The following is a 26,733-nucleotide window of genomic DNA, read 5'->3' as shown; positions in this document are numbered from 1 at the left end:
TTGCAACTTGGTCCTAAATTTTGGACCAGTTCAATTTTGACCATAGGTCTTGGTATTCTCTGCTAGGTATACTTTTAAAAGAATGTAAAACCTTACTCGAATATGGTCGAAAAGGTAGTGTAGGAATGTCCTTCGTCTAAATCTTTTTTTTTTTGAAATCTAAAAAGATAGTTTTCAGAAAGTTTTTTTAACTGCTTAAAAAGGATTAACCAATTAATTTTCGAATTATCAAACAGAAAAAAACCTTTGCGTGTTTGTGCCATTCGGTCTATTAGTAATATGAAAAAAAGAATACAATTTGTTTCTAAAAGCTATAATTTAAAATTATCTCTATTTGTATTAATGGTTTCAATCTCACTCGTTCAATGTGGGAATGAGGTTAATTTGCCAATTGCCGATTCGGATAATGGAGGGCTTTATCTACCAAATGATTTTGAGGCTCTTGTAGTAGTAGATAGTATAAAAGGCAAGGCACGTCACATAGCTGTTACTAATAATGGTACAATTTATGCCAAATTAAAAAGGTCTAAAGACAATATGTCCATTGCAGCTTTAAAAGATACTAATGGTGATGGTAGAGTTGATTTTATTGAAAGGTTTGGAAACCAGCCAGGAGGCAATTACGCCACTGAAATGAGAGTGTATAATGGGTATATTTATTTTAGTACAGAGTTAGTTGTTTATAGATATAAACTAAACCCCAACACCCTTGTTCCAGAGGGTGAGGCCGAAATTGTTTTAACTGATGACCATCCTCATGGAGGTCATGAACATATTGGTAAACCTTTGGCTTTTGATAATGATGGACATATGTATGTTCCTTTTGGTGCGCCATCCAATGCATGCCAAGACCCAAAGAGAACCCCTGGGGCACCAGGATTGGATCCGTGCCCTCAATTGGAAGATCATGGGGGTATATGGAGATTTGATGCCAACAAAATTGGACAAACTCAGAAAGACGGTTATAAGTATGCCTCTGGTATAAGAAGCGTGGTGGCAATGTCATGGAACTCGCAGGATAATAATCTATATGTTGTAATGCATGGAAGAGATGATTTATTGAGACTCTTTCCTAATAAATATACGCCTTTGGAAAGTGCTTTGCTTCCATCAGAAGAGTTTATGAGGGTTAAAGAAGGTTCAAATTTTGGATGGCCATACTGCTACTATAATCAGATAATGGAAAAAAAGGTTTTGGCCCCAGAGTATGGTGGAGACGGGACTATAATTGGAAGGTGTGATCAATATGATGACCCTGTTATGGGATTTCCGGGTCATTGGGCTCCAAATGATTTGGTCTTCTATGATGGAGAGCAATTTCCTGACAGATATAAAAATGGTGCTTTTATTGCATTTCATGGATCAACTAATCGTGCACCATATCCACAATCTGGATACATTGTTGCATTTGTCCCTTTTAAAGATGGAGTCCCTTCTGGTGAATGGGAAGTATTTGCAGATGGTTTTGCATCTGTAGATCCAATAGTAAGTGTAGGTGATGCAATTTATAGGCCTATGGGCATCTCTGTTGGACCAGATGGTTCTTTGTACTTGGGTGATACCGAAAAAGGTAAAATATGGAGGGTTATGTATAAAGGGGACAAAGATAGTTTTGGAGAAGAACAATTGGCTATGATGGAGGAGAGGAAGCAAGCTTCAAACATAAGGACCCCAGATGAGATCAAGGACAACCTTAAGCCCATGGAACAATGGGAGGGTGGAAAAAAAACCTACTACACCTATTGCAGTGTGTGCCACCAGGACAATGGCCGTGGGGCTGGAACCAGGTTCCCACCTTTGGCCGGAACAGACTGGGTCCTTGGAAACAAGGAAAGGCTCATAGAGGTTTTGCTAAAGGGCCTGGACGGTCCCGTGGAAGTAAATGGCAACACCTATAATAGTATGATGCCCCAGCACAGTTTCTTGAGCGACCAGGAAATTGCTGAGGTTTTAACGTATATCCGATCCAATTTTGGGAACAGCGCTGGTCCCATAGAGGCCAAAGAGGTTGGGAGGGTAAGAAAAAGTATCTAGTTGAAAAGAAATAACCAAAACCAAATTGAAATGAAAACAATGAGAACAAAATGGTACCACAGCCTAATAATAGGACTGCTGTTTTCAGGTTCTGCCATGGCACAAGATTATGACCTGTTGATAAAGGGAGGGGCACTCACGGATATTAAAAACGGAGTGGACCAGGTTGTGATGGACATAGCGATTATGGACGGAAAGATCGCCAAGATCAAGAAGAACATTTCTGAAAGAAAGGCCAAAAAGGTAATAAACGCAGAGGGGTTGATCGTGACCCCTGGGCTTATTGACATACATGGACATATTTTTTCAGGCACCGACAGGCATGGAGCCTATAGTAACGGAATGCTCAGTGTCCCGCCGGATGGTTTTACTTTTCGGAGCGGGGTGACCACTATTGTAGATGCGGGCAGTTCCGGATGGAGAAATTTTTTGGAATTCAAGGAGCAAACCATCGATCGTTCAAAAACCCGGGTATTGGCCTTTTTAAACATTGTTGGCTCTGGCATGAAAGGTGGCGTTGTGGAGCAGAACGTAAACGATATGGATTCCAAGCTTACCGCAATGATGGCAAGACAGCATTCGGACTATATTGTTGGCATAAAATTGGCCCATTTTTCAGGATATGAATGGGTGCCTGTTGGAAGGGCAGTTGCTGCCGGTAAACAAGCCGATATGCCTGTTATGATCGATTTTGGTGGCAGTGACCCGATACTTTCCTTGGAGACCCTTTTCATGGAAAAATTAAGGCCTGGGGATATATTCACGCATGCGTATGCTTCATTGGGAAGTAGGGGACGTGTTGTAAATAACCTGGGAAAGGTGGAGCCCTTTGTGTTCAAGGCACAAGAAAAGGGCATAGTGTTCGATGTGGGCCATGGCGGTGGAAGCTTTGCATTTGAGCAGGCCATTCCCGCAATGAAGCAGGGGTTTAAGCCAAATTCCATAAGCACCGACCTGCATATTGGAAGTATGAATGGGGGGATGAAGGACATGTTGAACATCATGTCCAAGTTTCTTAACATGGACATGCCCATGGACGAGGTCATCGGCAGTGCCACATGGAGCCCGGCCAAGTACATAAAGCGAACGGATCTTGGGCATTTATCGGAAGGCGCCGTTGCAGATATTGCAATACTAAAGCTTAGAACGGGTGATTTTGGCTTCATTGACACCAAGGGAAAAAAAATGATGGGCAACCAAAAACTGGAATGTGAAGTAACCATTAGAGAGGGCAACGTTGTCTATGATCTCAATGGCCTTTCCAGTGAAAAATGGAATGAATAGCGCATTATGGCAAATAAATTATTGAATCAAAATACAGTTATTAAAAATTTAAAAAAATCAATTATCTGGATTTCATTGGGGCTATCCCTTTTTGTCCATTTAGGGGCAAATGCCCAGATGATGTCCAAAAAGGACATCCTTTTCCTTACCTCGGAATGGAAAGGGGAAAGGTTTGCCGATGGCAGGCCAAAGGTCTCTGACGATATTTTAGAACGTTTTAAATCCGTGACAATAGAAGAGGCATGGGGTGTTTTAAGGAATGAGGGCTATCACAATCAATTTGAAGGGGGATGGAAGCCCCTGCATGATGATGTGCCGATCGTGGGACGGGCCCTTACCGCATTGTACACCCCCAATCGTCCGGATGTTTCCGACAATATCAAAAAGGAAGGGGAAAACAATGGGCGTATAGGAAATACCAATTCCTGGCCGATAGACATGTTACAGGAAGGGGATGTGTACGTAGCTGATGCGTTCGGAAAGATTGTAAATGGTACTTTAATTGGGGACAACCTTGGAAATGCCATTTATTCCAAGTCCAAAACCGGGGTGGTCTTTAATTCTTCAAGTAGGGATATGGAGGGCTTGTCCGAAATAGAGGGGTTCAATGCGTTTGTTAGGGATTGGCACCCTTCTTTTCTTAATGAGGTTATGCTGTTGAGCATAAACTCCCCTGTTAGAATGGGAGCGGTAACGGTACTGCCGGGAGATATTGTTTTGGCCAAGAAAGAGGGGGTTGTCTTTGTCCCGGCACATCTGGCGGAAAAGGTGGTCGTAACATCAGAGGTAGTAAGGTTAAGGGATCTTTTTGGGATTACCAGGTTGAAACAGGGCCGCTATACCCCGGGGCAAATAGACAATAAATGGTCCGATGGGATTGAAAAGGACTTTTCAAAATGGCTTAAGGACCATATGGATGAACTACCGGTGCCAAAGGAACAGATACAAGAATTGCTCAAAAATAGGATGTGGTGACAGCGTTTTATACAAGGTATCCAATTCATTGAAAATAAATTAAAGCAAACATTAACATAAATATCTAAAACATGGAAAACAAAACGACAACAAGAAGAAACTCATTTAAAAAAATAGGAATGGGCCTTGCCGCCATTTTGGGTGTTGGTACGGTAAAGGTAATGGGAGCCACCACTAAAGAGGAAAAAGAAGTGGTTGGAGAAATAGTCAAAGACCAAGATATCCCATTGTTCTCTGGAGCGGTAAAGCACGGGAACACATTATATATTGCAGGTAAAGGAGCACATGTTGCCCCCTTTGAAATAAAGGCGCATACAGAAATAGTCCTACAAGAAATAGAGAAGGAACTAAAGCGCAACGGTTCTTCAATGAAAAAAGTGCTCAAGGTAAATGTTTACCTATCGGACTTAGCGGATTATAAGGGGATGAACGAGGTGTTTAGAGGGCGTTTCGGAAAAAATCCACCGGTAAGGACTACAGTGGCCACCTACGGAGGGGTACCAGGAGATTCTCTGGTAGAAATGGATTGTATCGCTGCATTAGATTAAAACATAGAGGATAATATATGGTCACAAGAAGAAAGTTATTGAAGGATTTATCCGCACTTCCCGTAGTGGGCGGTTTAATGGGAACTGGCATTTTATATGCCTGTGAAATGGACAAGACCACAGAAAAGCCCGTGGCACGAAACCTTTTTGAGGAGCTTGGTGTCACACCTGTTATCAATGCAGGGGTCACTATGACCTTTCTGTCCGGTTCCCTTATGCTGCCAGAGGTATTGGAGGCAATCAATTCAACTGCGCACGATTTTGCCAATATGCACGAACTACAGGATAGGATCGGAGAAAAAATTGCTGAAATGTTGCATTGTGAGGCAGCTATGGTGACCTCGGGAGCTGCTTGTGCAATGGTACTGGGAACGGCGGCCACCATCACTGGGACTGATGAAAAGAAAAGAAGGGAGCTGCCCTATCTACCCGGTGCCCGTCCAGAGGTAATTATGCAAAAAAGCCATCGCTATGTGTTCGATCAGGCCATTACAACAACCGGCGCCAAAATAGTGGAAGTGGACGGCCCGGCAGAAATGCAGCAGGCCATAAATGACAATACCGTAATGACCCTTTTCTTTAATGCAGCGGGAAAGTCCAGTATTTCACATGAAGAATTTGTGGCCATTTCAAAGCGAAACAATGTTCCTTCTTTCATTGATGCCGCTGCCGATGTTCCACCAGTCGAGAATCTTTTCAAATTCCAAAAAATAGGGTTTGACCTGATTACCTTTTCCGGAGGCAAGATGATCAGGGGGCCACAAAGTGCCGGACTTTTGTTTGGAAGAAAAGACTTGATAGAAGCTGCAAAATTGAATCACAGCCCCCATGAAGCTCCTATTGGAAGGCCCATGAAAGTCAACAAAGAGGAAATGTTCGGGATGTATGCCGCACTGAAATCATATTTGGAGAAAGATCACGATAAGGAGTGGCAGAGCTGGTTGGACCGTATAGAACGCATCAAAGCACAGGTGGAAACTGTTTCAAGTGTAAAAGGGGAAACACATATTAGCCCTGGGCCGGCAAATGCTTTTCCAAGCATGCACGTTCGATGGGACCAAGATAAGATAAAAGTGAGACCGCGGGATGTTTATAATGAGCTTAAAAGTGGCACACCCAGTATTGTGTCCAATGTGAGACGAGATGGAGAAGAAGAGATGTTGAGTGTCGGTGTTGTACTGTTGAGACCAGACCAGGTGGATATTGTGGCCGGAAGATTGAAGGAAATTTTATTGAAGGCCATGTAACTGGACTTATTTAAATGTACAAGTCTCTGAGGGTCTAGACAACGGAGTTATATAATTAACAAATCAAATTTTATGGTTACTAGAAGAAAATTATTGAAAAGTCTATCTACCCTTCCAGTGGTGGGAGGTTTAATGGGAACTGGATTAATATCAGCACAAGGATTAAGTGAAACTATATCACCGTATGCGGGTCGAAATTTTTTTAAAGAACTAGGGATAAGAACATTTATAAATGCAGCGGGAACTTATACTTCGATGACTGGGTCATTAATGCACAAAGAAGTTACCGAAGCTATTTCCTTTGGGGCAACTGAATTTGTGGATTTGGATGACTTGCATGATAAGGTTGGGGAAAGAATAGCAGAATTATTGGAGTGCGAGTACGCTACAGTATCTTCTGGGGCATTTGGCGCTATTACACTTGGTCTTGCTGGGGTTATTTCTGGTATGGATACCAAAAAGGTGGAGCAGCTTCCGGATACTACAGGATTAAAAAACGAAGTTATTCTGCAAGAAGGACATAATATTGCATATACACATGCCCTTAAAAATGTGGGTGCAAAAATAGTTACAGTAAAAACTAGGAAGGAGTTGGAGAATGCAATAAACAAAAAAACCGCTATGATGTGGTTTTTAAATGCAAATACCGACAATGCGGAAATAAAACATGAGGAATTCATTGCAATAGGTAAGAAGCACAATATTCCAACTTTTATTGATTGTGCGGCTGATGTTCCCCCAAAAGAAAATTTATTTAAGTTTACGAAAATGGGATTTGATTTGGTTGCATTTTCAGGAGGCAAAGGACTAAGAGGTCCCCAAAGTTCAGGATTGTTATTGGGCAAAAAGGAACTGATTAAAGCTGCCAGACTACATACTCCTCCAAGAGGCTCTAATATTGGCCGGGGCATGAAGGTTAATAAAGAAGAAGTTTTAGGACTTTTAGTTGCCTTGGAATTATACCTGAAAAAAAATCATGACGCAGAATGGAAATTATGGGAAAATCAAATTAAGTTAATAAGTGACAGTGCCCTGTCTGTTGAAGGTGTCGAAACGGTTATACATGTTCCTAAGTATGCCAATCATGTACCATCCTTAATTATTAAATGGAATCAGGACATGGTTAAAATAACCCCAGAGGAAGTAAGAAAAAAGCTTGCAGAAGGGCATCCTTCAATTTCTACTGTAGGTAACAAGAATGAAGTTGGGATTACAACATGGATGATGGCTCCAGGGCAAGAAAGAATTGTTGCGAAACGCGTCAACGAAATACTTGCAAATGCTTAGTTTTATTTATTAAAATAGGGTAGTACCCCAAAAAAAGGTTGTTTGCGTTAGAGCAAACAACCTTTTTTACTTTTAGGATAATATTTTTATGGTTCCTTAGCTTTATATGTTTGTATACTTTGGTCGTTTTTTGCAAATATGATAATCTGTTCTTCATGGGACGTAGACAACATATTGATATCTCTAACTTCTCCTGTTATATTAAGACCGCTTTCTAAATTATTGACAGGTATAAAATTTCCTTTGCCATCCCCTAGTAAAAACACACCTCTATTTGCATCATAACGACCATATTTTACTCTGGTACCAAAGAAATTTCCTCCTAGGATAATATCTAAATTCCCATCTTTATTATAGTCCGCAACAAATATTCCATAAGTGGGAGAAAATTGGGCAACTACGGGCAGTGGCGATATCTTAAACTTATTCTGTCCCAAGTTTTCAATATAACTAGTGGCAAAATTCTTGGCATGTAGAATTGTTGCCTCCTTTAAATCTTCTTCGCTAAAAACATCTGTTATTTTTTGGTCGGCATAATCAGAATAATTTACATATCTATTCTTAAGCCCGCTTAATTGTCCTAAAAGATCATCTTTTGAAAATACGGGATAACTTTCTCCCATATTAAAAGAGCACATTACGGGATCGATGGATCCATTATTGTCAAAATCTTTGGCATAAAGAGTTACGGGCTCATCCAGTGTGGCTTTTAATTGAGAGTTCAACCCAAAGTTTCCAACTAGATAATCCATATCTCCATCAGAGTCAAAATCACCAAAAGAAATTTTATTCCACCAACCTTCTGAGTTTTCCAGTCCTGAACCACTTTCCAGTTCTATTAATTTACCATTTTTATTTTCATAAAACCGAATACCCATCCATTCTCCTGTAACTATTAAATCTTCAACATGGTCCCCGTTAAAATCGTTCCATATGGCATCGGTTACCATTCCTGGAAATTCTAGTGAAGAATTGACTTCGATAGTTACATCAATGAAATTTCCATTTCCATTATTTTTTAATATATAACTTCTTGGTATTTTAGGGTACTGGCCAGGTACAACCCGTCCACCGATAAATAAGTCCAAGTCACCATCAGAATCATAATCTCCAGATGTTACAGTAGAACCACTTGTAAGCATTTGTGGAATGGCATTGTCACTTTTATGAAATTCCCCATACCCATTATTTAAATATAATCTGTCCTGCAGTTCAGGAGAATTTACCTCCCATTCATTGCCTCCGCTTACTACATATAAGTCCATATCCTTATCGTTGTCTGCATCAAAAAACAGAACACCAATGTCTTCATATATTTTTTCATTGTCCAATAAAGTATTGTTAGTGGACACAAAGTTTCCTGAAGGAGTCTGCATCATTAATTTTCCAGCATATCCTTTGGCACCTCCAATAAAAATATCTTCTAAACCATCGTTATTTAAATCTGCCTTTGCCATTTTGGGACCTTGAGTAGATAGTTTGTGAGGTAATAATTGTTCTCTTTTAAAATCTATATACTTGTTTTCTTTATGTGTGTAGGAGATTAGACTATCTGTTGAAATCTGGGTGAAGTAATTTGGGACAGCTTTTTTAATATGTTCTTTTATTTGAGCTTCTTTTTGATACAAGGTTATGGTTTGGTCAGATTTTAAATTATTGATTATTTGTTCTTTTCCATTAGGCCAGATAACTTTTAGCTCATCTACCATGTCATTTTTTCCTAAGCCATAGATTAAATTAAAATCTACAGATGATTGAAACCCTCGGGTGGGCATCATTTCCTGTGACAACAGTTCGTTTTTCACCTTTAGCATTACTTTGGAACCAAAACCAAATGTATTTTTACCCTCACCTAATAGTTTAATCTTTAAGTAATGATTATCAGGCTTTAGGACATTGCTGTTGTTTTTGTATATAAATGGATGCTCATCTATATTGTTTATTACAAGATCTAGGTCCCCGTCATCATCTAAATCGGCATAGGCAGCACCATTTGAAAGGGATTTTTGATTTAATCCCCATTCCTTATTTACTTTTGTAAAAGTTAAATTTCCATTATTATGGTACATGTAGTTTTCTTCGATAGTAGGGGGGATATTTTCCAATAAATCGGTTATGGCCATTTCTACACCGGTCTTGTTCTCATTCATTTTTTGTTGTACGGCATAGTTTAGAAAATCCATATTGGTATAGTCTCTTTTGACCCCATTTGTAATGAAGAGATCTTTGTAACCATCATTGTCTAAATCCGTAAAAAGGGATGCCCAGCTCCAATCTGTACTGGATACGCCTGAGAACTGTCCAATTTCAGAAAAGGATTTCCCTTGATTGTTGAGATGCATCATATTACGCATGTATTGATGGTAAAAACCCGATTTGACCAAGAGGTCGTTTTTATCATAATTATCTGGACCTGATACCATTTTAATTCTGCGGTTGCTTTCGGGGAGCATATCTAAGGTCATTATCTCTGGAAAACCATCGTTATTGATATCGGCTATGTCCGAGCCCATGGAGAAATGGGATGTATGGCCTATATATTTTTCCAGGCTTTCAGTAAAAGTTCCATTCTGATTGTTGATATATAAATAATCTTGCTCGTTGAAATCATTGGAAATATAAACATCTGGCCAGCTATCATTATTAATATCTGAGATGGCAATACCCAATCCAAAACCCAAAACATTTGATGTTAGTCCAGCTTCATCGCTAACATCTACAAATTTCCCATTTACATTTTTGTATAATCTATCAGTAAAATCCGGGTCTCTTCTATTTTTTAGATTATTGGTTACTTGCCTAAAACTTGCATATTCTTGAATGGAGTGATTGACCACGTAGAGATCTAAATCCCCATCCTTATCATAATCAAAAAAAGCTCCTTGTGAGGAATATCCAGAATCATCGATGCCATATTCTTCTGCTTTTTCTGTAAACGTGGAATCACCATTATTAATGAACAATAAATTTTTCCTCTTACTACGGTCTCTTGCCGCAGATCTACATACATAGATGTCTATATAACCATCAGCATTGACATCTGCCATAGTTGTTCCTGTATTCCAAAGTCCTGCTGCGAACACACCTGCCTTTTCAGCAATATCTTCAAATTTCCAATTTCCTTTATTTATATATAACCTGCTACCCACCATGCCTCCAGTAAAATAGAGATCCGGAAGACCATCATTATTAATATCCCCAACCGAAACACCGCCTCCATTGTAGATATAACCATATGTTAAAATGTTAAATTCTTTTGTTTCTTTTAGGACATTATTGAATTTAATATTGGTTTGATTACTTGGGAGTAGGGTAAAGAGCTTGTCATCATTTGTTCTTTGGCAGGATAGAAATAAGAAAATGATATAAAGATAACAGGTCTTTTTTATGAAATCATGCATAATAGTTGGTTTTATATGGGATATTATAATAAGCTATATCATACTATTTCATTAGCTTGATTAGAATTTGTCATAAGATATATAATAGTATTTCGTAATATTTTATTCTATAGAAAAAACCTGTGGACATTGATTCCACAGGTTTTTTAATTGCATTTTTGTACTAAAAAAATTAGAAATTAGGGCCTCCAGTGTCCCACCATAATCTAGTGCCAATCTCATCTGGCCCTCCCAGTTTGGCTGTTGCATCAGCAACACCAGAAGGATTCCCCTCTCTTTCGGCATTTACAAAAGGAAATCTTCTAAGAATATCCCCATCTGGAATAACGCCCCAATCCGCATTGCTATCATTTTGATAAACAAAGGGTAATTTGGGATACCCTGTCCTTCTATGGTCCACCCAAGGTTCCATTGAATCCTCAAAGGCAGCTATCCATTTCTGGGTTATTATTTTCTCTAACTTAGTTTCATTGTCATCTGTTTCATCCCAAGCAACGGTTGTAGTGATTCTACTTACAAAATCATTGATATCTCCTTCTGCTTTGGGGTCATTGTAATCAATTGGTAGACTTGTGTCATCCGCCAAGTAAGCATCTACACCACCAGCTCCAAAGAGCTCAAATGAAGCCCTAACACCTGTTTCGTAATTGGCCTGTGCTTCCCCAGCTCCAGTCCAACCTCTAAGGGCTGCTTCCGCTTTTAGAAATGAAACTTCACTTGCTGTAAAAAATTTGTTGGACGTAACTTTTGCAGGGTCATTATAGCTTATGTCAATCGTTGAAAAATCCAAACGATCATCTTTAGCAACCAACTCAGCCCCATTACGAATACCTTTGTATGGCCAATCTGGATGATCCGCTACCAATGACATATCAGATACAGGATCAAAGAATTTTTCAATTCGGTTGTCTTTGTAGCCAATTAAAATGGATTCCATGGCGGCACTCATTCTTGTATCTCCCCATTCAAAACATATTTGGGCTGCATGGAATTTATTTCCATATAGAGAAACATTGAAATTATCAGAATTAGCCTCAATTAATCCAACAGGATCGGCCAAAGCTTTTTCTCCTTGGGCTTTTGCCATTGCTGGTGCTACCTTTGAAATACGAATCGCCAATCTTAGACGCATGGAATTTGCTAATTTTGCCCACTTACTAACATCTCCTCCATAGCTAGCGTCAAATTTATTGAAACCAACATAGTCCGTATTGGCACTAAACTCAGCAATTATTCTATCCAAATCTGCAAAAAAGGCAGTATATAGTTCCTCTTCACTATCATAAGTGACTTCTCCTGTAGTCCCAAAATTAGAGTAAATTATAGGGCCTTGATAAACCGTCACCCTGGACATGGACAAAATCTTAATGAGGTTTGCCCATTCAACGAACATTGTATATCCATCAGCTTCTGCAACTTCTATTACCTGTTTAGCAGGTGCCATAATGTTGTCATATTCTCTGGCCCAATAACTGTTCCATCTTATATAATAGGTAGTGTTGTTAACACCACCCACAAAAGGGGTTGGAGTAGCCAAATGTTGAGCATAGGTATCATTTATTAAATTATGGTCTATTTGATTTCCAAAAAGCTGACCCAACATTGATGGGTAAAAAGACCCTACATGATTAAAATCCTGTTGTAATGACTCACCGGTTATTTCATACGGATTTGTATTGGTCTCTTCAAATTTATCGGTACAAGCACCTAGTGCAAGTATAACTGTAATTAGATATATTAACTTTTTCATCTTGTTTCTGTTTCTAGATTAAAATGTTACTTTAAGATTTAGCCCATAAGTTCTTGTAGACGGCAAATTGAAATTGTCCAAACCTTGAGAGTTTTGATTGGTACTCATTGCCAATTCCGGGTCGAACGGCGCATCCTTATAGAACATTACTAAATTGTTTCCGATACATGAAATAGTTGCCGATGTGATGGGTAAATTTAGCTTGTCCAAATCAAAGTTATAGGATAAGGACAATTGACTTAGTCTTACACTTGTGCGATCATAGATGTAAGCCTCGCCAATACCATTACGATCACCTATAGCTCTAAACCATGTTTCGGCATCAACAGTTGTAATAGCTGCTCCACTGGTTTGATCTATTCCATCTACAATTACCCCTCCATTATCTCTAGCATCTGCCGTTCTTTGTGAAACACCTGCACCGTCTAACATAGATTCTGTTTGGCTAAAAACTTTTCCGCCAAATTTCCCACTTATTAACATACCTAAGGAGAATCTTTTGTAGCTAACATTGTTGTTCCAACCTAAACTCCAGTCTTGATTTAAGTTTCCAACGAGCTCAGTTGTTGCTGTTCTAAGAGGCTTGCCTCCATCAAACAAAATACGTCCTTGGTCATCTCGAAGAAATTTTAAAACATAAAGATCATTAAAAGAACCCCCTTCGGCAAGTTTGGTTTCATATCCTTCTGAAGACCCAAGGCTAATGGTTTTTTCATCATCTGGTCCTATATCAACAATTTCATTGTCATTTTTAGAATAGTTAAAACTGGTGTTCCATTCTAGGTTTTCTGATCTAATAGGAGTTGCACTAACAGTAAGCTCTATACCCTTGTTTACAACTTTACCGGCATTTATGAACTCTGTGGTATAACCACCCTCACCTGAAACGGTTGGTAATTCAATAAATTGATCTGTACTTACAATGTTGTAGTATGTTAAATCAAACCCAAAGCGATTATTAAAAAACCGCCAATCAGCACCAAGTTCTTTACTTGTTATAATCTCTGGTTTTGCATCGTAAAATGGAGCTACAGTATTTCTTACTACACCGCCACTTGCATTAATTGTGTTGGAAGGAAAAATTCTATTAAAAGGAACCTCATTACCTACCTGTGTATACGAAGCCCTTAACTTTCCAAAACTTATTGCTTCAGGCATATCAAACATCTCTGTAACAATAGCAGTTAACCCAACAGAAGGGTAGAAGTAGGAGTCATTTCCTGTTAAGGCTAAAGTTGATGCCCAGTCATTTCTGCCTGAAAGATCTAAAAATAACATTTCATCATATCCAATCTGCAGGTTTGCAAAAGCTCCTTGTTTTATTACCTCCCCATTATAAATGGATTCTACTTGTACATTAGTAGGTAAGTTTTGAAAATAAAACTCATTGGCATATAACAACCCAGTTGTTCCAGTACTTACATTAACACCATCTCCATAAATAGTTTTTTGATAACTGGCACCTAGTACTGCATTTAAACTAAATTTCTCACTAATGTCCGTATTGTAGGATAAAATGGCATCCGTATAAACTAACTCATCGTCATACTTTCTATAATCCCAAGCCCCATTTGGATGTACATTGGTTGAGTTTGACCCTGCCGCATGTTGTTGCTCAAACTCCTTTACAGCATAGTCATAGTTGCCTCTAACAGAGAATTTAAGGTTGTCCAATATATCGTAATCTAAGTTTACACTTCCAATAATTCTTCTACTATTGCTAGTTCTTGGTTGTTTGTTAACAATCCAATATGGGTTGGATTGATGATGATCCGATACAAACCAATTTTGTAAATTCATGTTTCTATCTGTATCAAAGACTTCGTAATTGTTTTTAAACTCGCTAAAATCCCTATTTCTTGGAAACATATACAAGCCGGTAAGGGGATTTAAGTAATATCCAGCAGGAAGTCTGTTTTCCGAATTCTCCAAAGTCATAATAACATTGGAAGTAATGGTTACCTTATCATTAAACATTTTTGTAGACTGTTTAAAGGAAAGGTTGTTTTTTTCATAGTTGTTTTTTGGTGTAATACCTCCAGCAGATGTATTTGCATATGAGAAATATGTAGTGGTTTTATCATTACCGCCACTTACAGTAACAGAATTGATAAGATTGTAACCTGTTTCAAAAAAATCATCAACATAATTACTGTCATAATCACCCGGGGTAGTATCCCAACTTTCTTTTGCAGTTCCTATGGCTCCATATTTAAATTGTAAATCTGGTGTCTCTAAGATACTCTCCAATGTTACACCTGTGTTAAAGGTAACAGTTGTTTTACCTGACTTACCTTGTTTTGTGGTAATTAATACCACACCGTTAGCTCCTTGACTACCATATAAAACAGCAGCATTAGATCCTTTAAGAATACTAATACTTTCTATATCATCTGGATTTATCGCAGATAATCCGTCACCAGTATCGACCCCACCCCACATACCGGGTTGGTCACCTCTGTTGTTCGCCATTGGAATACCATCTATAACAAATAAAGGAGAACTGTCACCACTTAAGGATTTGCTTCCTCTAAGTACAATTTTGGTTGAACCCCCTGCTCCAGAGCTACTTTTTTTGATTTCAACACCCGCAGCCTTTCCAGATATGCTATTGATGAAATTGACATCTCTGGTCTTAGTCAGCTCATCTGACCCGACTGTTTGTTGAGCATAAGTAAGTGTTTTTTCACTTCGTTTAATACCCAAGGCTGTAACCACTACCTCGTCTAATTGACTAGCATCTTCTTCCATTGATACATTAATCTCATTTGAGGCGCCTACAGTAATACTTTGGTTTTTGGTTCCTATATAGGAAAAGACCAAAACATCTCCAGTTGAAACTTCAATGCTGTAGATACCATCAAAATCCGTCTGTGCTCCTCTAGCGGTTCCTTGAACGACTATACTAACACCTGGAAGTGGAGACTGGTCTGTGGCTAAAGTTACCGTCCCAGTTACAGTCTTACCCTGGGCAAAAATACTTTGTACCAAGAGTATTGCCGCAAAGGCAAAAAAGTAATTGATTCTTTTTTTCATATAAATGAGTTTAGTTAGTAATGAACTTCTAAAGTTTGATATTAACATGTTATTGTGAAAAAATTTCGACTAATGACGGTCCTAGAAAGATGGATGGCATTAAATAGTGCCTTATAGATTTTAAGCTTGCAAGGCTTTGCAAGTCTAGGGCCGTTTTTATTATAGCTAAAAATCCTTCGAAAACCCTAAAATCATAGGGATTTACCTACATTTTATGAAGTTCGTAAAAAGCTATTTAGGTGTATGGTTTTTTAAAAGCGTTTTGTTTTAAATAAGTAGAACATTAATTATAGTTAGAAACACTTTCTTTCTACCGATAAAAAATTGTATAATAACAATATGTAATCTCGATATGTTGGCCATTTTCTATTGGCGATACTATTTTGTAAGAAATGCTTCTTACAAAATAGTATTGTTGAAAATTCGGCTCTTTACATCGTTGACATAGCTCCGCCCAATAGTGTATCTAATTTTATCAATTTCAACACTATTGCCCTCTACCACTTCTATTTTATTTATGGATATGGTATACGACCTATGTATTCTTATAAACGTATCATTTGGAAGGTCATTTGTAAAACTGCTTAAAGTTCTATGGACAACATGTCTTCCAGAAGTTGTTTTAATTTGGATATAATCTTTAAGACTTTCTATTACCAATATTTCATCGATGTATATTTTTTGTAGTTTTTTCTTATCCACTTTTACAAAAATGCTGGGTCTGTCGTTTGCTGCGAAATAGTCTTTTTTACCAAAGCCGTTACGCAGCTGTATGATTCTGTTTACAGATTTTAAGAAGCGAGGAAAAGAAATGGGTTTTATTAAATAATCAATTGCCTCCAGTTCAAACCCCTCCAAAGCATATTCTGCATGAGCTGTAGTGAGAACAATCATAGGTGGGTTTTTTAGACTTTTTATAAATTCCATACCATTTATTACGGGCATATTAATGTCTAAAAAAATAATATCCACCTCATTTTCACATAAGTATAAGGAAGCGGCAACTGCATTTGGGAAAGTTTTTTCAAGAGTAAGTTCTTTTATTTGATCAACGTAATTTTTAATTACATTAACGGCAAGTGGTTCATCATCAATAATTATTACTTTTAATAACATCAGACTTTAAGTTTAAGGTTAACGTGAAAAATATTTTTTTCTTCAAAAATTGAAAGCTCATAATCTTCTTTATTATAGCCGAGTTCCAGTCTTTTTTTTACATTGGAGAGACCAATGCCACTATTCTTTCGGGGCTTTTTTTCTTTAACCACGTTTTGTGGAATTGTATTAGAGGCCATAAAGTTTAAAATGCCGTTTTCTACTTTTATATCTATTGTAATATGTATTTTGCCAAGGTTGTTATTTGCGCCATGTTTAAAACAATTTTCAATTAGTGGAACCATGAGCATAGGAGCAATTTCGCAACGATCCATGTCTCCTGTTATGTTTATATCCACTTCTAGTGAGTCGCTAAAACGCATTCGTTCCAAATCCACGTAATTTATAATGCAATCAACCTCATTTTTAAGACTTTGTCTCTTTTTCTTTGTGGCATATAGTAAATACCTCATTAAATCAGAAAGTTTTAAAATAACCTGGGGGGTTTTGTCCGATTTTTCAAGAGAAAGGGAATAAATATTATTAAGTGTATTAAAAAAAAAATGGGGTGAAATTTGTGACCGTAAAAACCTTAGTTCTGTTGTTAATTGTCTTTTTTCCAGTTCGTGGAACTTACTATTGTCCCTTAGCCAATCTATAGTAATTTTAATAGCGGTAACAAATGAAATTACATAAAGTTCTCCTACCATATTAATAATCGCAGAATTTACGGTAAGTTCAAGGTCGGTAGTTTCATTTAAAGGTCCAACCAAGTAGCTAATTAGGTTAACTTTTGCTAGAAGCATTATAGAAAGACATGCTAGTAACAGTACGGAATATGTAAAATATTTTCGGGTGAAAATAAACTTGGGCATTAAATAATATATATTGAAATAGGTCAATATTATATGAATGGGAAAACCAATAAGATTGGTTTTAAACGAGTATAACAGGTTGTCATGTATGCTTCCCCATCTTAGGACATTAAATCCAAAATAAATAGACCAAAATACTATGTGATGCTTATAGCTAATAATATATTTCTTATAAATTCTTCTATCCATCAAGAAGTCATTCATGGAATCATTTTTTTCCATAATTTTTCTCATGGTATTTTCATTTTCATCTTTCCTTATCATATAAAAATAGATTTTTTAGAATATTGAAATCACTTTTAGATGTAATAACTTTAATTTTTACTAACTAGATAAAAAACAATATAAACTACTACGAATACCCCGATATTCACTTGTCATATATGTTATTTTATGAAAATGAAATAATAGCAATTTTAGTTGTTTGAATTCAGTTGAAAAATTTCCTAAAGGAGGAATATGATACTCTTAAAAGTATTGAAATGTATAAATAAAATTTGAGTTCTTGGCTTTGGGAAGATTATGAGACATTTTAAATCATTAAAAATAATAGCATTGAATGGCTTCTAAAAAAACACTTTTAGAAAACTAATTCGTTAATCCTTTTTTTTATTTCTCATTTTACGGATGATGGTTTTTATTATAATGTCCTTTAGCTTTCCAGCATTGTCATTAGTCGAATTTTCTTTAATGCCACTTGTTGGTTTTCTAGATTTATTTGCGTGTTTGATTTAAGGCATGGTTGAAGTTCTAGATGATCTTTATTGCGAAGAACAAGAGTGCACAACAGATAAAGTATTATTTATATACGAACGGTAATAAATATTTTTTTGAGTTAGTTTTCATTGTGTTTTAGATTTTTTATAAAGGAGGGGGCGCTCTCCTTTATTTTTGATTGCAAATGGTATTTGTTTAATGTTATTAATTCTTGAAAAGAATGAATTTATACAGGGTCTTGGCAATTTTGCTTACTATGATAAGCTGTAAGGAAAAAGAAAATGCCTTAGAGAAGCAGATGAGTGAAGAGAATTATTTTTTTGTTGGAACTTACACCAATAAAACTAGCGAGGGGATATATAAATATCTTTTACATGATAGCGGTTCTATGGAGTTAATTGGATTGGTGGCTAAATCAAAGAATCCCTCCTTTTTGGCCAGGAGCAGTGATAGAAAATATATCATAGCAGCAAACGAAATAAAAAATGAAAGTGGAGTTGGTACTATTGAGTCTTTTTTAGTTACCAAAGACAGCCTAAAATTTATAGGGAGGAGTTCTTCAGGTGGTGCTAATCCATGCTTTGTTAATGTTGATAAATCTGGGTATGTTTTAACTGCTAACTATTCCAGTGGAACAATTGGATTGTTGTATCAAAATGAAAAAGGAAAGCTTAGTCCCCTCTTAAATACCTTACAGCATGATGAAAATAATGAATTGGAAAGCACAAGTAAGGCACATGCACATTCGGCCTGGTTTGAAAAGGAAAGCAATACTATTATATCTATTGATTTGGGAATCAATGAACTTTGGTTTACTAACTTGGATAGTATTGAGCATAAACTAGTGCCATATAAGCAGCAGTCCTTGAAAATGGATGTTGGTGCAGGGCCGCGACATTTGACTTTTCATCCTAATCGTAAATGGCTATATGTAGTAAATGAATTAAACAATAGCATCACTTTAGTTAAGAAAGATAATAAAGGTTTGTATGAAAAAAAACAAACCATTTCAACCTTGCCTCAGGATTATACTGAAAAAAGTTACTGTGCAGACATTCATATCTCTTCTGATGGTAAATATTTATATGCTTCAAATAGGGGGCATAATAGTATTGCTATATTGGGAGTAGATGCAAATACAGGATTTCTTAAACTTATAGCCACTGAATCAACAAAAGGTGATTGGCCCCGTAATTTTTCACTTTCACCAGATGAAAATTATTTGTTGGTGGCCAATCAATATACTGATAACATAGTTTCTTATAGTAGAAACAAATCAACAGGTCTTTTAACATATATTGATCAAGTAGAGGCATCAACTCCAACATGTATTTTATTCTAAAAGATAATGTGTTGTAGTTGTAACCATAAATTTTAATTTAAAAAAATATGAGGGCTTCATTATGCCATAGAGTTTTGCATTTCTCCTTTATTTTGTTTTTAGGCTTTTTTTTAAGTGCCCAAAAAGAGAAAGATGGCTTTAAAGTTCTATCCTTTTATACCGCTAAGAATGACCTAGCACATATAAGCTTTGTGAAAGAAGCAAATAAATGGTTTTCCAAAATGGGGAATGCTAATGGGTTTGGGTATACTTCGACAAGTGATTGGGGCAATCTTAATGAAGAATTTCTTTCAGAGTACCAGGTAGTTGTTTTCTTGGATACAAGGCCAGAATCCCTTGATCAACAAATAGCATTTGAACAATACATGAAAAATGGTGGTTCATGGCTGGGATTTCATTTTTCGGCCTTTGCTTTGACCCCTTCTGCATATCCCCAAAACTGGGATTGGTACCATAACGAACTATTGGGCTCGGGACAGTATAAAAGTAATACATGGAGACCTACTTCCGCCATTCTTAGGGTAGAGGACAGAGAGCACCCTGTAACAAAAAAAACTCCGAAAAAAATAAAGTCCGCCCCTAATGAGTGGTACAGATGGGAACATGATTTGAGGAATAATTCTAACATTAAAATACTGTTATCTATAGACCCTTCAAGTTTTCCTTTGGGTACTGGACCTAAGCCTAGTGAAATATGGCACAGTGGATATTATCCTGTGGTATGGACCAATATCAATTATAATATGGTTTATTTTAATATGGGACATAATGATATGGACTACGAGAATGGAACCAATGAAGAATTGTCATCAACATTTAGCAGTAAAAACCAAAATAAATTAATTATCCAAGCACTATTGTGGTTGGCGAAAAAAAATAGTCACTAAAATAATTTTGATTCAATAAATTAAATTGTTTCAAATCTGATTGATAATCAAAAAATATTTAGTCAATAACCAACCAAACATTGAATACTTTGAAGAGATCAAAAATAGCATTAATGACCTTAGGAATTCTTGGAGTTCTATTCTTGGTCATCATAACCTTGGCTTTTACTGGGAGGGTTCCAGAAATGGGGCCGTTTTTGGTCACTTTTTTTGTAGCCCTCGCCATTTTTTTTAACGGATATGAAAGTTTAAAGAGCTATGTGTTCACCTCCATGATATTTGCAGGGGTTTCCATTGCGATGTACTATCCGAATTATTTTACGGTCATTGGAGGGTTCAAGCTCACAGGGCTCATCATACCCCTTATCCAGGTCATCATGTTCGGGATGGGGACATCCATGAGCATCAAGGATTTTGGAAGTGTCATAAAGACTCCCAAAGGGGTCCTTATTGGTGTGGTAGCCCAATTGGCCATTATGCCCATGATGGGTTTTGTGCTTGCCAAGATGAGCAATTTCCCCCCGGAGATAGCAGCGGGAATAGTACTTATAGGGTGCTCCCCAAGTGGGGTGGCCTCCAACGTCATGGCCTATCTGGCGAAGGCCAATCTGGCACTGTCCATTACCATTACCTCCATAGCTACCCTTATAGCTCCTTTTGCCACCCCATTGCTGATGAAGTTATTGGCCGGGGAGTTTGTGGAGATTGAGGTACTTGCTATGATGTGGAGCATTGTAAAGATGATCATCCTGCCCATAGGGGCCGGGCTTCTTTTTAACCAATTGAGAGGTGACAGGGCAAAATGGCTGGACAGGGCCATGCCCATTGTCTCCATGCTGGGCATAGGCCTGATCATAGTCGTGATCACCGCGGCGGGAAGGGATAGTCTTTTGGATATTGGAGGTGTATTGATGTTGGTCGTGCTGGTGCACAATCTATTTGGTTATACCCTTGGATACTGGTTCGCCCGTTTGGCCAAGATGTCGGAGCGCGATGCCCGTACCATTGCCATAGAAGTGGGAATGCAGAACGGTGGGCTGGCCTCTGGGATTGCAAATTCCTTGGGTAAGATAGCGACCATGGGCCTTGCACCCGCAGTGTTCGGTCCGTTGATGAACATCACGGGATCCATGCTGGCCTCTTATTGGCATAAAAAACCAGTGGAATAATGGTTGTACACTATAAATAGAACTAAAAATAATAATAAGAGAATGTTTTGTTGATTGTTTTAATAGAAAAGAGTTAGTGGCTGCAACCGCATGTACTCTTAATGTTTTTGAGTTAGTTTTTTTGAGAGGGGTGCAACTTGAATCATGCACCCCTTTTTTAGAACTCAAGGAGAAATGAAATAAATAGGTCTTAACAAAACAGAACACTATTATTAGTATGAAAAAAATGCACCTTTTACTTATAATTTTGTCCATTAATGCTTGTAAAACAACTAATGGAGTAAAAAAAATCTCAACTTTTAATGGAGATAAAACAATGAAAGTACCTGTTTTAAAAATCAACAAAAAAGAGTATACAAAAATTAAAGACCTCCATTTTAAGCATTCTGTTGGAGGGGAGCCAGTTGAGGAAGAAACATTGGTGATGATGAAGTATAGTGATAAATATTTAGAAGTAAAGTTTGAATGCAGGGACAATCCCAGAATTGAGCAAAATTATTTCACTAAGGACAATACTAAAATGTATACCCAGGAGGTTTTTGAAATTTTCATTAGTAATGGAGAACTATCAAATGAAAAATATATAGAAATCCAAATAAATCCAAACAATGCCTTGTTCTTGAGTAAAATTAAAAATACATATAAAACGGACAAAAAATTTAGTAGTGATTTTATAGATACAACCACCTCAGATGTTTCACATTATGTTGAAAAAAAAATAGAGGAAAATATATGGAAGGGATATCTAAGAATACCTATGGAAATGTTGAAATATCCCAATGCTATTTCCAAGGATACTTATAGAATTAATTTATATAGGATTATTTCAAATGCAGATCATGCAAATAAAAATTGGATGAATAACTCTGATAATTCTACTTTTGCTTGTTGGAGCAGCACGTTTTCAAAAAATCCCCAATTCCATTCCCCAGACCATTTCGGTTTTCTAATATTAGAATAATTAAAATATTAGAAATGGATTACAATTCTCTCTATACCATATATAAGGTCGATTATAAAATGGCAATGTCAAATATTGCAACTATTTGGAATCATCTACCATTATAACAAAATGCAAGGTTGTGTAATTAGCATTCCCTTTATACGACGAATTGCATTGACATACAAAAATACAGTAGAAAAATTAATGCTTATTCTATATGATTTGTAATTTAGATGTCCACTAATATCAATTTTAATAAAGAGATAAAAATAAGTTATGTTGAACTGGAAAGACGTTATACATTTTGCAGTCAAGGGAAATCCAACACCAGACAATCGAATAGAAAAGACCGGGGAGGAGTGGAAAGAAGTTTTAACACCATCCCAATATAGGATTACAAGGAAGAAAGGTACCGAAGTCCCAAACACTGGTGAGCTTTGCAGTGTTTATGATGATGGATTATACAATTGTGTTTGCTGTAACACCCCTTTGTTCGATTCTACTATTAAGTTTAATTCTGGCACTGGTTGGCCAAGTTTTACTCAACCTATAAAAGAAAATGCCATTAAATACAAAAAGGACAATACTTTTGGTATGGTAAGAGTAGAGGTCATGTGCAATGCATGTGATGCGCATTTGGGACATGTATTTCCAGATGGGCCAGAGCCAAGTGGTTTAAGATATTGTATAAATTCAGAATCCATGAAATTAGATAAGGAAATAGATAATGGATAATAGTAAATTAGAATTAGCCACAGTTGGCGGAGGATGTTTTTGGTGTGTTGAAGCTGTATTTAATCAATTAAAAGGCGTAGAAAAAGTGGTTTCTGGGTATACAGGAGGAACAGTTCCCGGCATTCCCACCTATAAAGAAGTGTGTTCTGGTTTAACGGGCCATGCTGAAGTTGTTCAAATAACTTTTGACCCTTCAATATTGTCTTATAATGATTTGCTAGAGGTTTTTATGACAACTCACGATCCAACAACCTTAAATCGTCAAGGAGGGGATGTGGGAACTCAGTACCGGTCGGTCATTTACTATCATGATAAAGGGCAAGAAAAAATAGCAGAAAATGTTTTGTTACAAGTTGCCGATTATTATGATAACCCCATAGTTACAGAAGTAAGCGAATTGGAAAAGTTTCACATAGCGGAAGATTATCATCAGGATTATTATGCCAACAATAAAGAGCAAGGATTCTGTAGTGCGGTAATCACCCCTAAGTTGACCAAGCTTAGGCAAAAACATTCAGATAAACTTAAAATATGAAGTTAAACATTAATGATACCTTCAATATAGATTTACCTGCGGATCCCATTCTTGAAAATACGAGAAGACAGGTGAAAGAGGCATGCTTTTCCTTTGTTTCTCCAAAGAAAACGGAAAAACCTGAAATACTGCATATATCCCCTGAAATGCTTGGTAATTTGGGATTGACTTTGGAAGATGCCAAATCTGAAGATTTTTTAAATGTTTTTACGGGAAATACAGTATTGTCTAATACAAACCCATACGCCATGTGTTATGGAGGGCACCAATTTGGAAATTGGGCAGGACAACTTGGTGATGGAAGAGCAATAAATTTGTTCGAGGTAAACCAGAATAATAAACAATGGGCAGTTCAATTAAAAGGGGCAGGGGAGACGCCTTATTCAAGAACTGCAGATGGTTTGGCCGTTCTTCGTTCATCCATTAGGGAATATTTGTGCAGTGAGGCAATGCATCATTTAGGTGTGCCCACAACGAGGGCATTGTCATTGGCATTGACAGGTGACAAAGTGTTAAGAGATGTTCTATACGATGGACATCCCGCTTATGAAAAAGGGGCAGTGGTGTGCCGAGTGGCACCCACATTTATACGGTTTGGAAATTTTGAAATTTTGGCTTCCCGAGGAGATAAAAATACTTTGGAAGCGTTGATGGAGTATACTATAAAACATTTCTTTTCACATTTGGGAAAGCCTTCGAAAGAAACTTATTTGAAGTTTTTTGAAGAAGTGGTAAATCGTAGTTTAGAAATGGTTGTACACTGGCAAAGAGTGGGTTTTGTTCATGGGGTTATGAATACTGATAATATGTCGGTTTTAGGATTAACAATTGATTATGGTCCTTATGGATGGTTGGAAGGGTATGACCGTGGCTGGACACCTAATACAACTGATAGACAACACAAAAGATACAGATATGGTAGTCAGCCAGAAATAGTGTTGTGGAACCTGTATCAACTTGCAAATGTTATCTATTATTTAATTGAGGAAGCTGAAGAATTGGAATCTATTTTAGAAGCCTATAAAAAAGATTTTGCAATTGCCTACCATGGAATGATGAAATCCAAATTGGGATTATATACCAATGATAATAAGGATGAGATCCTCATTAGGGATTTGGAAGAAATTTTGGAGTTAACGGAAACAGACATGACATTATTTTTTAGAAATCTAAACAAGTTTAACAGTGAAAGGCCAATGGATGGGTTAGATGTATTAAAACAGGCTCTGTATGTGCCAACAGAAGTTAAAGGTGAAATAGAGAAACGTTGGACAGAATGGTTTAATAGATATTCCGAAAGATTAGACAAGGAGATTATACCAGAAAAAGAGCGAAAAAAGCAAATGAACAAGGTAAATCCCAAATATGTATTACGTAATTATATGGCACAATTGGCTATAGATGCCGCTGACAATGGAGATTATTCTTTAATACAGGAATTGTTCAACTTACTAAAAAAACCTTATGAAGAGCAACCCAAAAATGAAAAATGGTTTGCTAAAAGACCAGAATGGGCGAGGCATAAAGTTGGGTGTTCCATGTTATCGTGTAGTTCTTAAAATAATTTTGGGAACTCAATTGTTAGTATCATATAGCAAAGGAAAAAACTTGCCTTCCATTCTCTTTCCTTTCTCAATAATAGGAACTCCTTGTAAAAGTTCATCATTGGTATTGCTAATTGTGCCGTCTGCAAAAACATTTAAAACACAGGCTCTTCTTCTTTTTTCGGAATGATTTTCATGTGAACCATGAACCATAAGGGGGTGATGAAATGTGGCATACCCTTTCTTTAATTCAATGGGAATAGGCTTAAATTCTGTTTTTTGCTTATTGTTCAAAGAGCTCAGTAACCCATTCATCTCACCGGCTAATTTTGGTTTGTCCAGTAGCCCCCATTTATGACTTTTGGGAATGTAATGTAGACATCCATTTTCTGTGGATGAATCATCCAAACCTATCCAACAGGTTAAATGCTGCATGGCAGTGGTCCTTGTCCAGTATGAATAGTCTTGATGCCAAGCTACAACACCTCCATGGAGTGCTGGTTTGCAAAATAATTGGTCATGCCAAAACAGTACGGATTTACTTCCCAAGAGCTGACTTGCAGCCATGAGAAATGCTGGATTCCATAATAAATCATGAAACCCTTCACTTATTCTCCAATGACCTAAGGAATGAAAAAGTACTGAATTTTCATTTGTAGATTCGTTAGAATGGAATTCATAGAATAGGTGATTGGAAGGATGATTTGGGTTTTGTATCTCAGATAATTCTTTGTTTAACGCGTCCACTTGCCATTCTTCCAGTAGTTTTATTCCAGATAAATGACCATTTTCATTATAAAACCCTACTTGTTCCTTGGTTAGTCTATATTGTTCCCAATCCTCTTTTGATTTGGGTTGGGTAAAAATGCTGGAAATGGGTGAGTGATAGTCAGCTAAATCCTTTACCATAATTTGTAATTGAAAAATGTAATGTACTCAATTTAATAATTTCTAATCAATCTATTCTTAATTATCAAGATTTCTTAAACATGGATTTTACGATAGGATACTATTTTTATGTATATTAATGAGGTTGTGGAATGTGTTTATTTGACTGTGATCATAGCCAAAACAAGAAGATTATTTCACCTTTTTTTATGTATTGACGAAAAAGTAAATAAAATTAGAGTATTTATAACCTCTAATCTGAAAGGTTTTTTTACTTTTGCGCAGGATTTAAAAAATCCTATCTTTTCTAACATAGAAAATGGTCGCGTAGCTCAGCTGGATAGAGCATCTGCCTTCTAAGCAGACGGTCATAGGTTCGAATCCTATCGCGATCACTTAACAAAAACAGCTCCTAAATGTAGGGGCTGTTTTTGTTTATAT

At 37.0% G+C, this 26,733-nt stretch carries 19 protein-coding genes and 1 tRNA gene; 14 read left to right on the top strand and 6 right to left on the bottom strand.

Annotation, left to right across the window (positions count from 1 at the left end):
• Positions 1-279: 279 nt before the first annotated feature.
• The 6 genes from GGR42_RS04055 (at position 280) to GGR42_RS04030 (ending at position 7,375) form a co-directional block, all read left to right on the top strand.
• The gene (locus tag GGR42_RS04055; RefSeq protein WP_167961116.1) at positions 280-2,034 is read left to right on the top strand and encodes a PQQ-dependent sugar dehydrogenase; all 1,755 of its coding nucleotides are present in this window, start codon (positions 280-282) and stop codon (positions 2,032-2,034) included.
• A gap of 30 nt (positions 2,035-2,064) precedes the next feature.
• Positions 2,065-3,318 carry an amidohydrolase/deacetylase family metallohydrolase gene (locus GGR42_RS04050; protein ID WP_167961114.1) on the top strand — a complete coding sequence of 418 codons (1,254 nt, stop codon included), beginning with the start codon at positions 2,065-2,067 and terminating at the stop codon, positions 3,316-3,318.
• A 6-nt stretch (positions 3,319-3,324) separates the two neighbouring features.
• Positions 3,325-4,293, top strand: coding sequence for an RraA family protein (locus GGR42_RS04045; protein WP_167961112.1), 969 nt, complete (start codon positions 3,325-3,327; stop codon positions 4,291-4,293).
• A gap of 71 nt (positions 4,294-4,364) precedes the next feature.
• Positions 4,365-4,841, top strand: coding sequence for a RidA family protein (locus GGR42_RS04040; RefSeq protein WP_167961110.1), 477 nt, complete (start codon positions 4,365-4,367; stop codon positions 4,839-4,841).
• 17 nt (positions 4,842-4,858) lie between these two features.
• Positions 4,859-6,088 (top strand): aminotransferase class V-fold PLP-dependent enzyme, encoded by a 1,230-nt coding sequence (locus GGR42_RS04035; RefSeq protein WP_167961108.1) that lies wholly within the window; start codon positions 4,859-4,861, stop codon positions 6,086-6,088.
• 72 nt (positions 6,089-6,160) lie between these two features.
• Entirely contained in the window at positions 6,161-7,375 is a 1,215-nt protein-coding gene (locus tag GGR42_RS04030; RefSeq protein ID WP_167961106.1) for an aminotransferase class V-fold PLP-dependent enzyme, read from the top strand.
• 86 nt (positions 7,376-7,461) lie between these two features.
• Here the strand turns inward: GGR42_RS04030 and GGR42_RS04025 are convergent, their stop codons facing one another.
• The 5 genes from GGR42_RS04025 to GGR42_RS04005 form a co-directional block, all read right to left on the bottom strand.
• Positions 7,462-10,776 (bottom strand): VCBS repeat-containing protein, encoded by a 3,315-nt coding sequence (locus GGR42_RS04025; RefSeq protein WP_167961104.1) that lies wholly within the window; start codon positions 10,774-10,776, stop codon positions 7,462-7,464.
• A gap of 172 nt (positions 10,777-10,948) precedes the next feature.
• Positions 10,949-12,526: a SusD/RagB family nutrient-binding outer membrane lipoprotein gene (locus tag GGR42_RS04020; protein ID WP_167961102.1), complete on the bottom strand. Its 1,578-nt coding sequence runs from the start codon at positions 12,524-12,526 to the stop codon at positions 10,949-10,951.
• A gap of 18 nt (positions 12,527-12,544) precedes the next feature.
• On the bottom strand, positions 12,545-15,562 hold the full coding sequence (locus GGR42_RS04015) for a SusC/RagA family TonB-linked outer membrane protein (protein ID WP_167961100.1): 3,018 nt from the start codon (positions 15,560-15,562) through the stop codon (positions 12,545-12,547).
• A gap of 399 nt (positions 15,563-15,961) precedes the next feature.
• Complete coding sequence (locus GGR42_RS04010) at positions 15,962-16,678, bottom strand: LytR/AlgR family response regulator transcription factor (RefSeq protein WP_167961097.1); 717 nt, start codon at positions 16,676-16,678, stop codon at positions 15,962-15,964.
• On the bottom strand, positions 16,678-17,796 hold the full coding sequence (locus GGR42_RS04005) for a sensor histidine kinase (protein WP_245201389.1): 1,119 nt from the start codon (positions 17,794-17,796) through the stop codon (positions 16,678-16,680). The genes GGR42_RS04010 and GGR42_RS04005 overlap by 1 nt, the downstream gene beginning before the upstream one ends.
• Before the next feature lie 673 nt (positions 17,797-18,469).
• Between GGR42_RS04005 and GGR42_RS04000 the strand changes: the two genes are divergently transcribed.
• The 7 genes from GGR42_RS04000 to GGR42_RS03970 all read left to right on the top strand — a co-directional run bounded on the left by GGR42_RS04000 (position 18,470) and on the right by GGR42_RS03970 (position 25,419).
• A complete protein-coding gene (locus GGR42_RS04000) occupies positions 18,470-19,591 on the top strand; it encodes a lactonase family protein (protein WP_167961095.1) in 1,122 nt (373 codons plus the stop codon).
• Between the two features lie 47 nt (positions 19,592-19,638).
• A complete protein-coding gene (locus tag GGR42_RS03995) occupies positions 19,639-20,478 on the top strand; it encodes a ThuA domain-containing protein (RefSeq protein WP_167961092.1) in 840 nt (279 codons plus the stop codon).
• 89 nt (positions 20,479-20,567) lie between these two features.
• Entirely contained in the window at positions 20,568-21,647 is a 1,080-nt protein-coding gene (locus GGR42_RS03990) for a bile acid:sodium symporter family protein (protein WP_245201388.1), read from the top strand.
• A 217-nt stretch (positions 21,648-21,864) separates the two neighbouring features.
• Entirely contained in the window at positions 21,865-22,608 is a 744-nt protein-coding gene (locus GGR42_RS03985; protein WP_167961090.1) for a carbohydrate-binding family 9-like protein, read from the top strand.
• Positions 22,609-22,866: 258 nt separating this feature from the next.
• Positions 22,867-23,325 carry a peptide-methionine (R)-S-oxide reductase MsrB gene (gene msrB / locus GGR42_RS03980; protein ID WP_167961088.1) on the top strand — a complete coding sequence of 153 codons (459 nt, stop codon included), beginning with the start codon at positions 22,867-22,869 and terminating at the stop codon, positions 23,323-23,325.
• Positions 23,318-23,860 (top strand): peptide-methionine (S)-S-oxide reductase MsrA, encoded by a 543-nt coding sequence (gene msrA, locus GGR42_RS03975; RefSeq protein ID WP_167961086.1) that lies wholly within the window; start codon positions 23,318-23,320, stop codon positions 23,858-23,860. The genes msrB and msrA overlap by 8 nt, the downstream gene beginning before the upstream one ends.
• A complete protein-coding gene (locus GGR42_RS03970) occupies positions 23,857-25,419 on the top strand; it encodes a protein adenylyltransferase SelO (protein ID WP_167961084.1) in 1,563 nt (520 codons plus the stop codon). Before msrA ends, GGR42_RS03970 begins: the two co-directional genes overlap by 4 nt.
• Before the next feature lie 15 nt (positions 25,420-25,434).
• Here the strand turns inward: GGR42_RS03970 and GGR42_RS03965 are convergent, their stop codons facing one another.
• Complete coding sequence (locus GGR42_RS03965; protein WP_167961082.1) at positions 25,435-26,313, bottom strand: phytanoyl-CoA dioxygenase family protein; 879 nt, start codon at positions 26,311-26,313, stop codon at positions 25,435-25,437.
• Positions 26,314-26,613: 300 nt separating this feature from the next.
• On the opposite strand from GGR42_RS03965, the gene GGR42_RS03960 reads away from it, so the two are divergent.
• Positions 26,614-26,687: transfer RNA gene (locus GGR42_RS03960), tRNA-Arg, on the top strand.
• Positions 26,688-26,733 lie beyond the last annotated feature (46 nt).

It is taken from the genome of Saonia flava (assembly GCF_011927795.1).
Taxonomy (GTDB): domain Bacteria; phylum Bacteroidota; class Bacteroidia; order Flavobacteriales; family Flavobacteriaceae; genus Saonia; species Saonia flava.
Note: the sequence above shows the minus strand (reverse complement) of the source record. Positions and strands in the feature narration are given on the sequence as shown.

Excerpts from the sequence above, each read along its gene's own strand:
- GGR42_RS04055 (WP_167961116.1), top strand. The coding sequence starts at position 280 with ATGAAAAAAAGAATACAATTTGTTTCTAAAAGCTATAATTTAAAATTA.
- GGR42_RS04050 (WP_167961114.1), top strand. The coding sequence starts at position 2,065 with ATGAAAACAATGAGAACAAAATGGTACCACAGCCTAATAATAGGACTG.
- GGR42_RS04045 (WP_167961112.1), top strand. The coding sequence starts at position 3,325 with ATGGCAAATAAATTATTGAATCAAAATACAGTTATTAAAAATTTAAAA.
- GGR42_RS04040 (WP_167961110.1), top strand. The coding sequence starts at position 4,365 with ATGGAAAACAAAACGACAACAAGAAGAAACTCATTTAAAAAAATAGGA.
- GGR42_RS04035 (WP_167961108.1), top strand. The coding sequence starts at position 4,859 with ATGGTCACAAGAAGAAAGTTATTGAAGGATTTATCCGCACTTCCCGTA.
- GGR42_RS04030 (WP_167961106.1), top strand. The coding sequence starts at position 6,161 with ATGGTTACTAGAAGAAAATTATTGAAAAGTCTATCTACCCTTCCAGTG.
- GGR42_RS04025 (WP_167961104.1), bottom strand. The coding sequence starts at position 10,776 with ATGCATGATTTCATAAAAAAGACCTGTTATCTTTATATCATTTTCTTA.
- GGR42_RS04020 (WP_167961102.1), bottom strand. The coding sequence starts at position 12,526 with ATGAAAAAGTTAATATATCTAATTACAGTTATACTTGCACTAGGTGCT.
- GGR42_RS04015 (WP_167961100.1), bottom strand. The coding sequence starts at position 15,562 with ATGAAAAAAAGAATCAATTACTTTTTTGCCTTTGCGGCAATACTCTTG.
- GGR42_RS04010 (WP_167961097.1), bottom strand. The coding sequence starts at position 16,678 with ATGTTATTAAAAGTAATAATTATTGATGATGAACCACTTGCCGTTAAT.
- GGR42_RS04005 (WP_245201389.1), bottom strand. The coding sequence starts at position 17,796 with ATGATAAGGAAAGATGAAAATGAAAATACCATGAGAAAAATTATGGAA.
- GGR42_RS04000 (WP_167961095.1), top strand. The coding sequence starts at position 18,470 with ATGAATTTATACAGGGTCTTGGCAATTTTGCTTACTATGATAAGCTGT.
- GGR42_RS03995 (WP_167961092.1), top strand. The coding sequence starts at position 19,639 with ATGAGGGCTTCATTATGCCATAGAGTTTTGCATTTCTCCTTTATTTTG.
- GGR42_RS03985 (WP_167961090.1), top strand. The coding sequence starts at position 21,865 with ATGAAAAAAATGCACCTTTTACTTATAATTTTGTCCATTAATGCTTGT.
- msrB (WP_167961088.1), top strand. The coding sequence starts at position 22,867 with ATGTTGAACTGGAAAGACGTTATACATTTTGCAGTCAAGGGAAATCCA.
- msrA (WP_167961086.1), top strand. The coding sequence starts at position 23,318 with ATGGATAATAGTAAATTAGAATTAGCCACAGTTGGCGGAGGATGTTTT.
- GGR42_RS03970 (WP_167961084.1), top strand. The coding sequence starts at position 23,857 with ATGAAGTTAAACATTAATGATACCTTCAATATAGATTTACCTGCGGAT.
- GGR42_RS03965 (WP_167961082.1), bottom strand. The coding sequence starts at position 26,313 with ATGGTAAAGGATTTAGCTGACTATCACTCACCCATTTCCAGCATTTTT.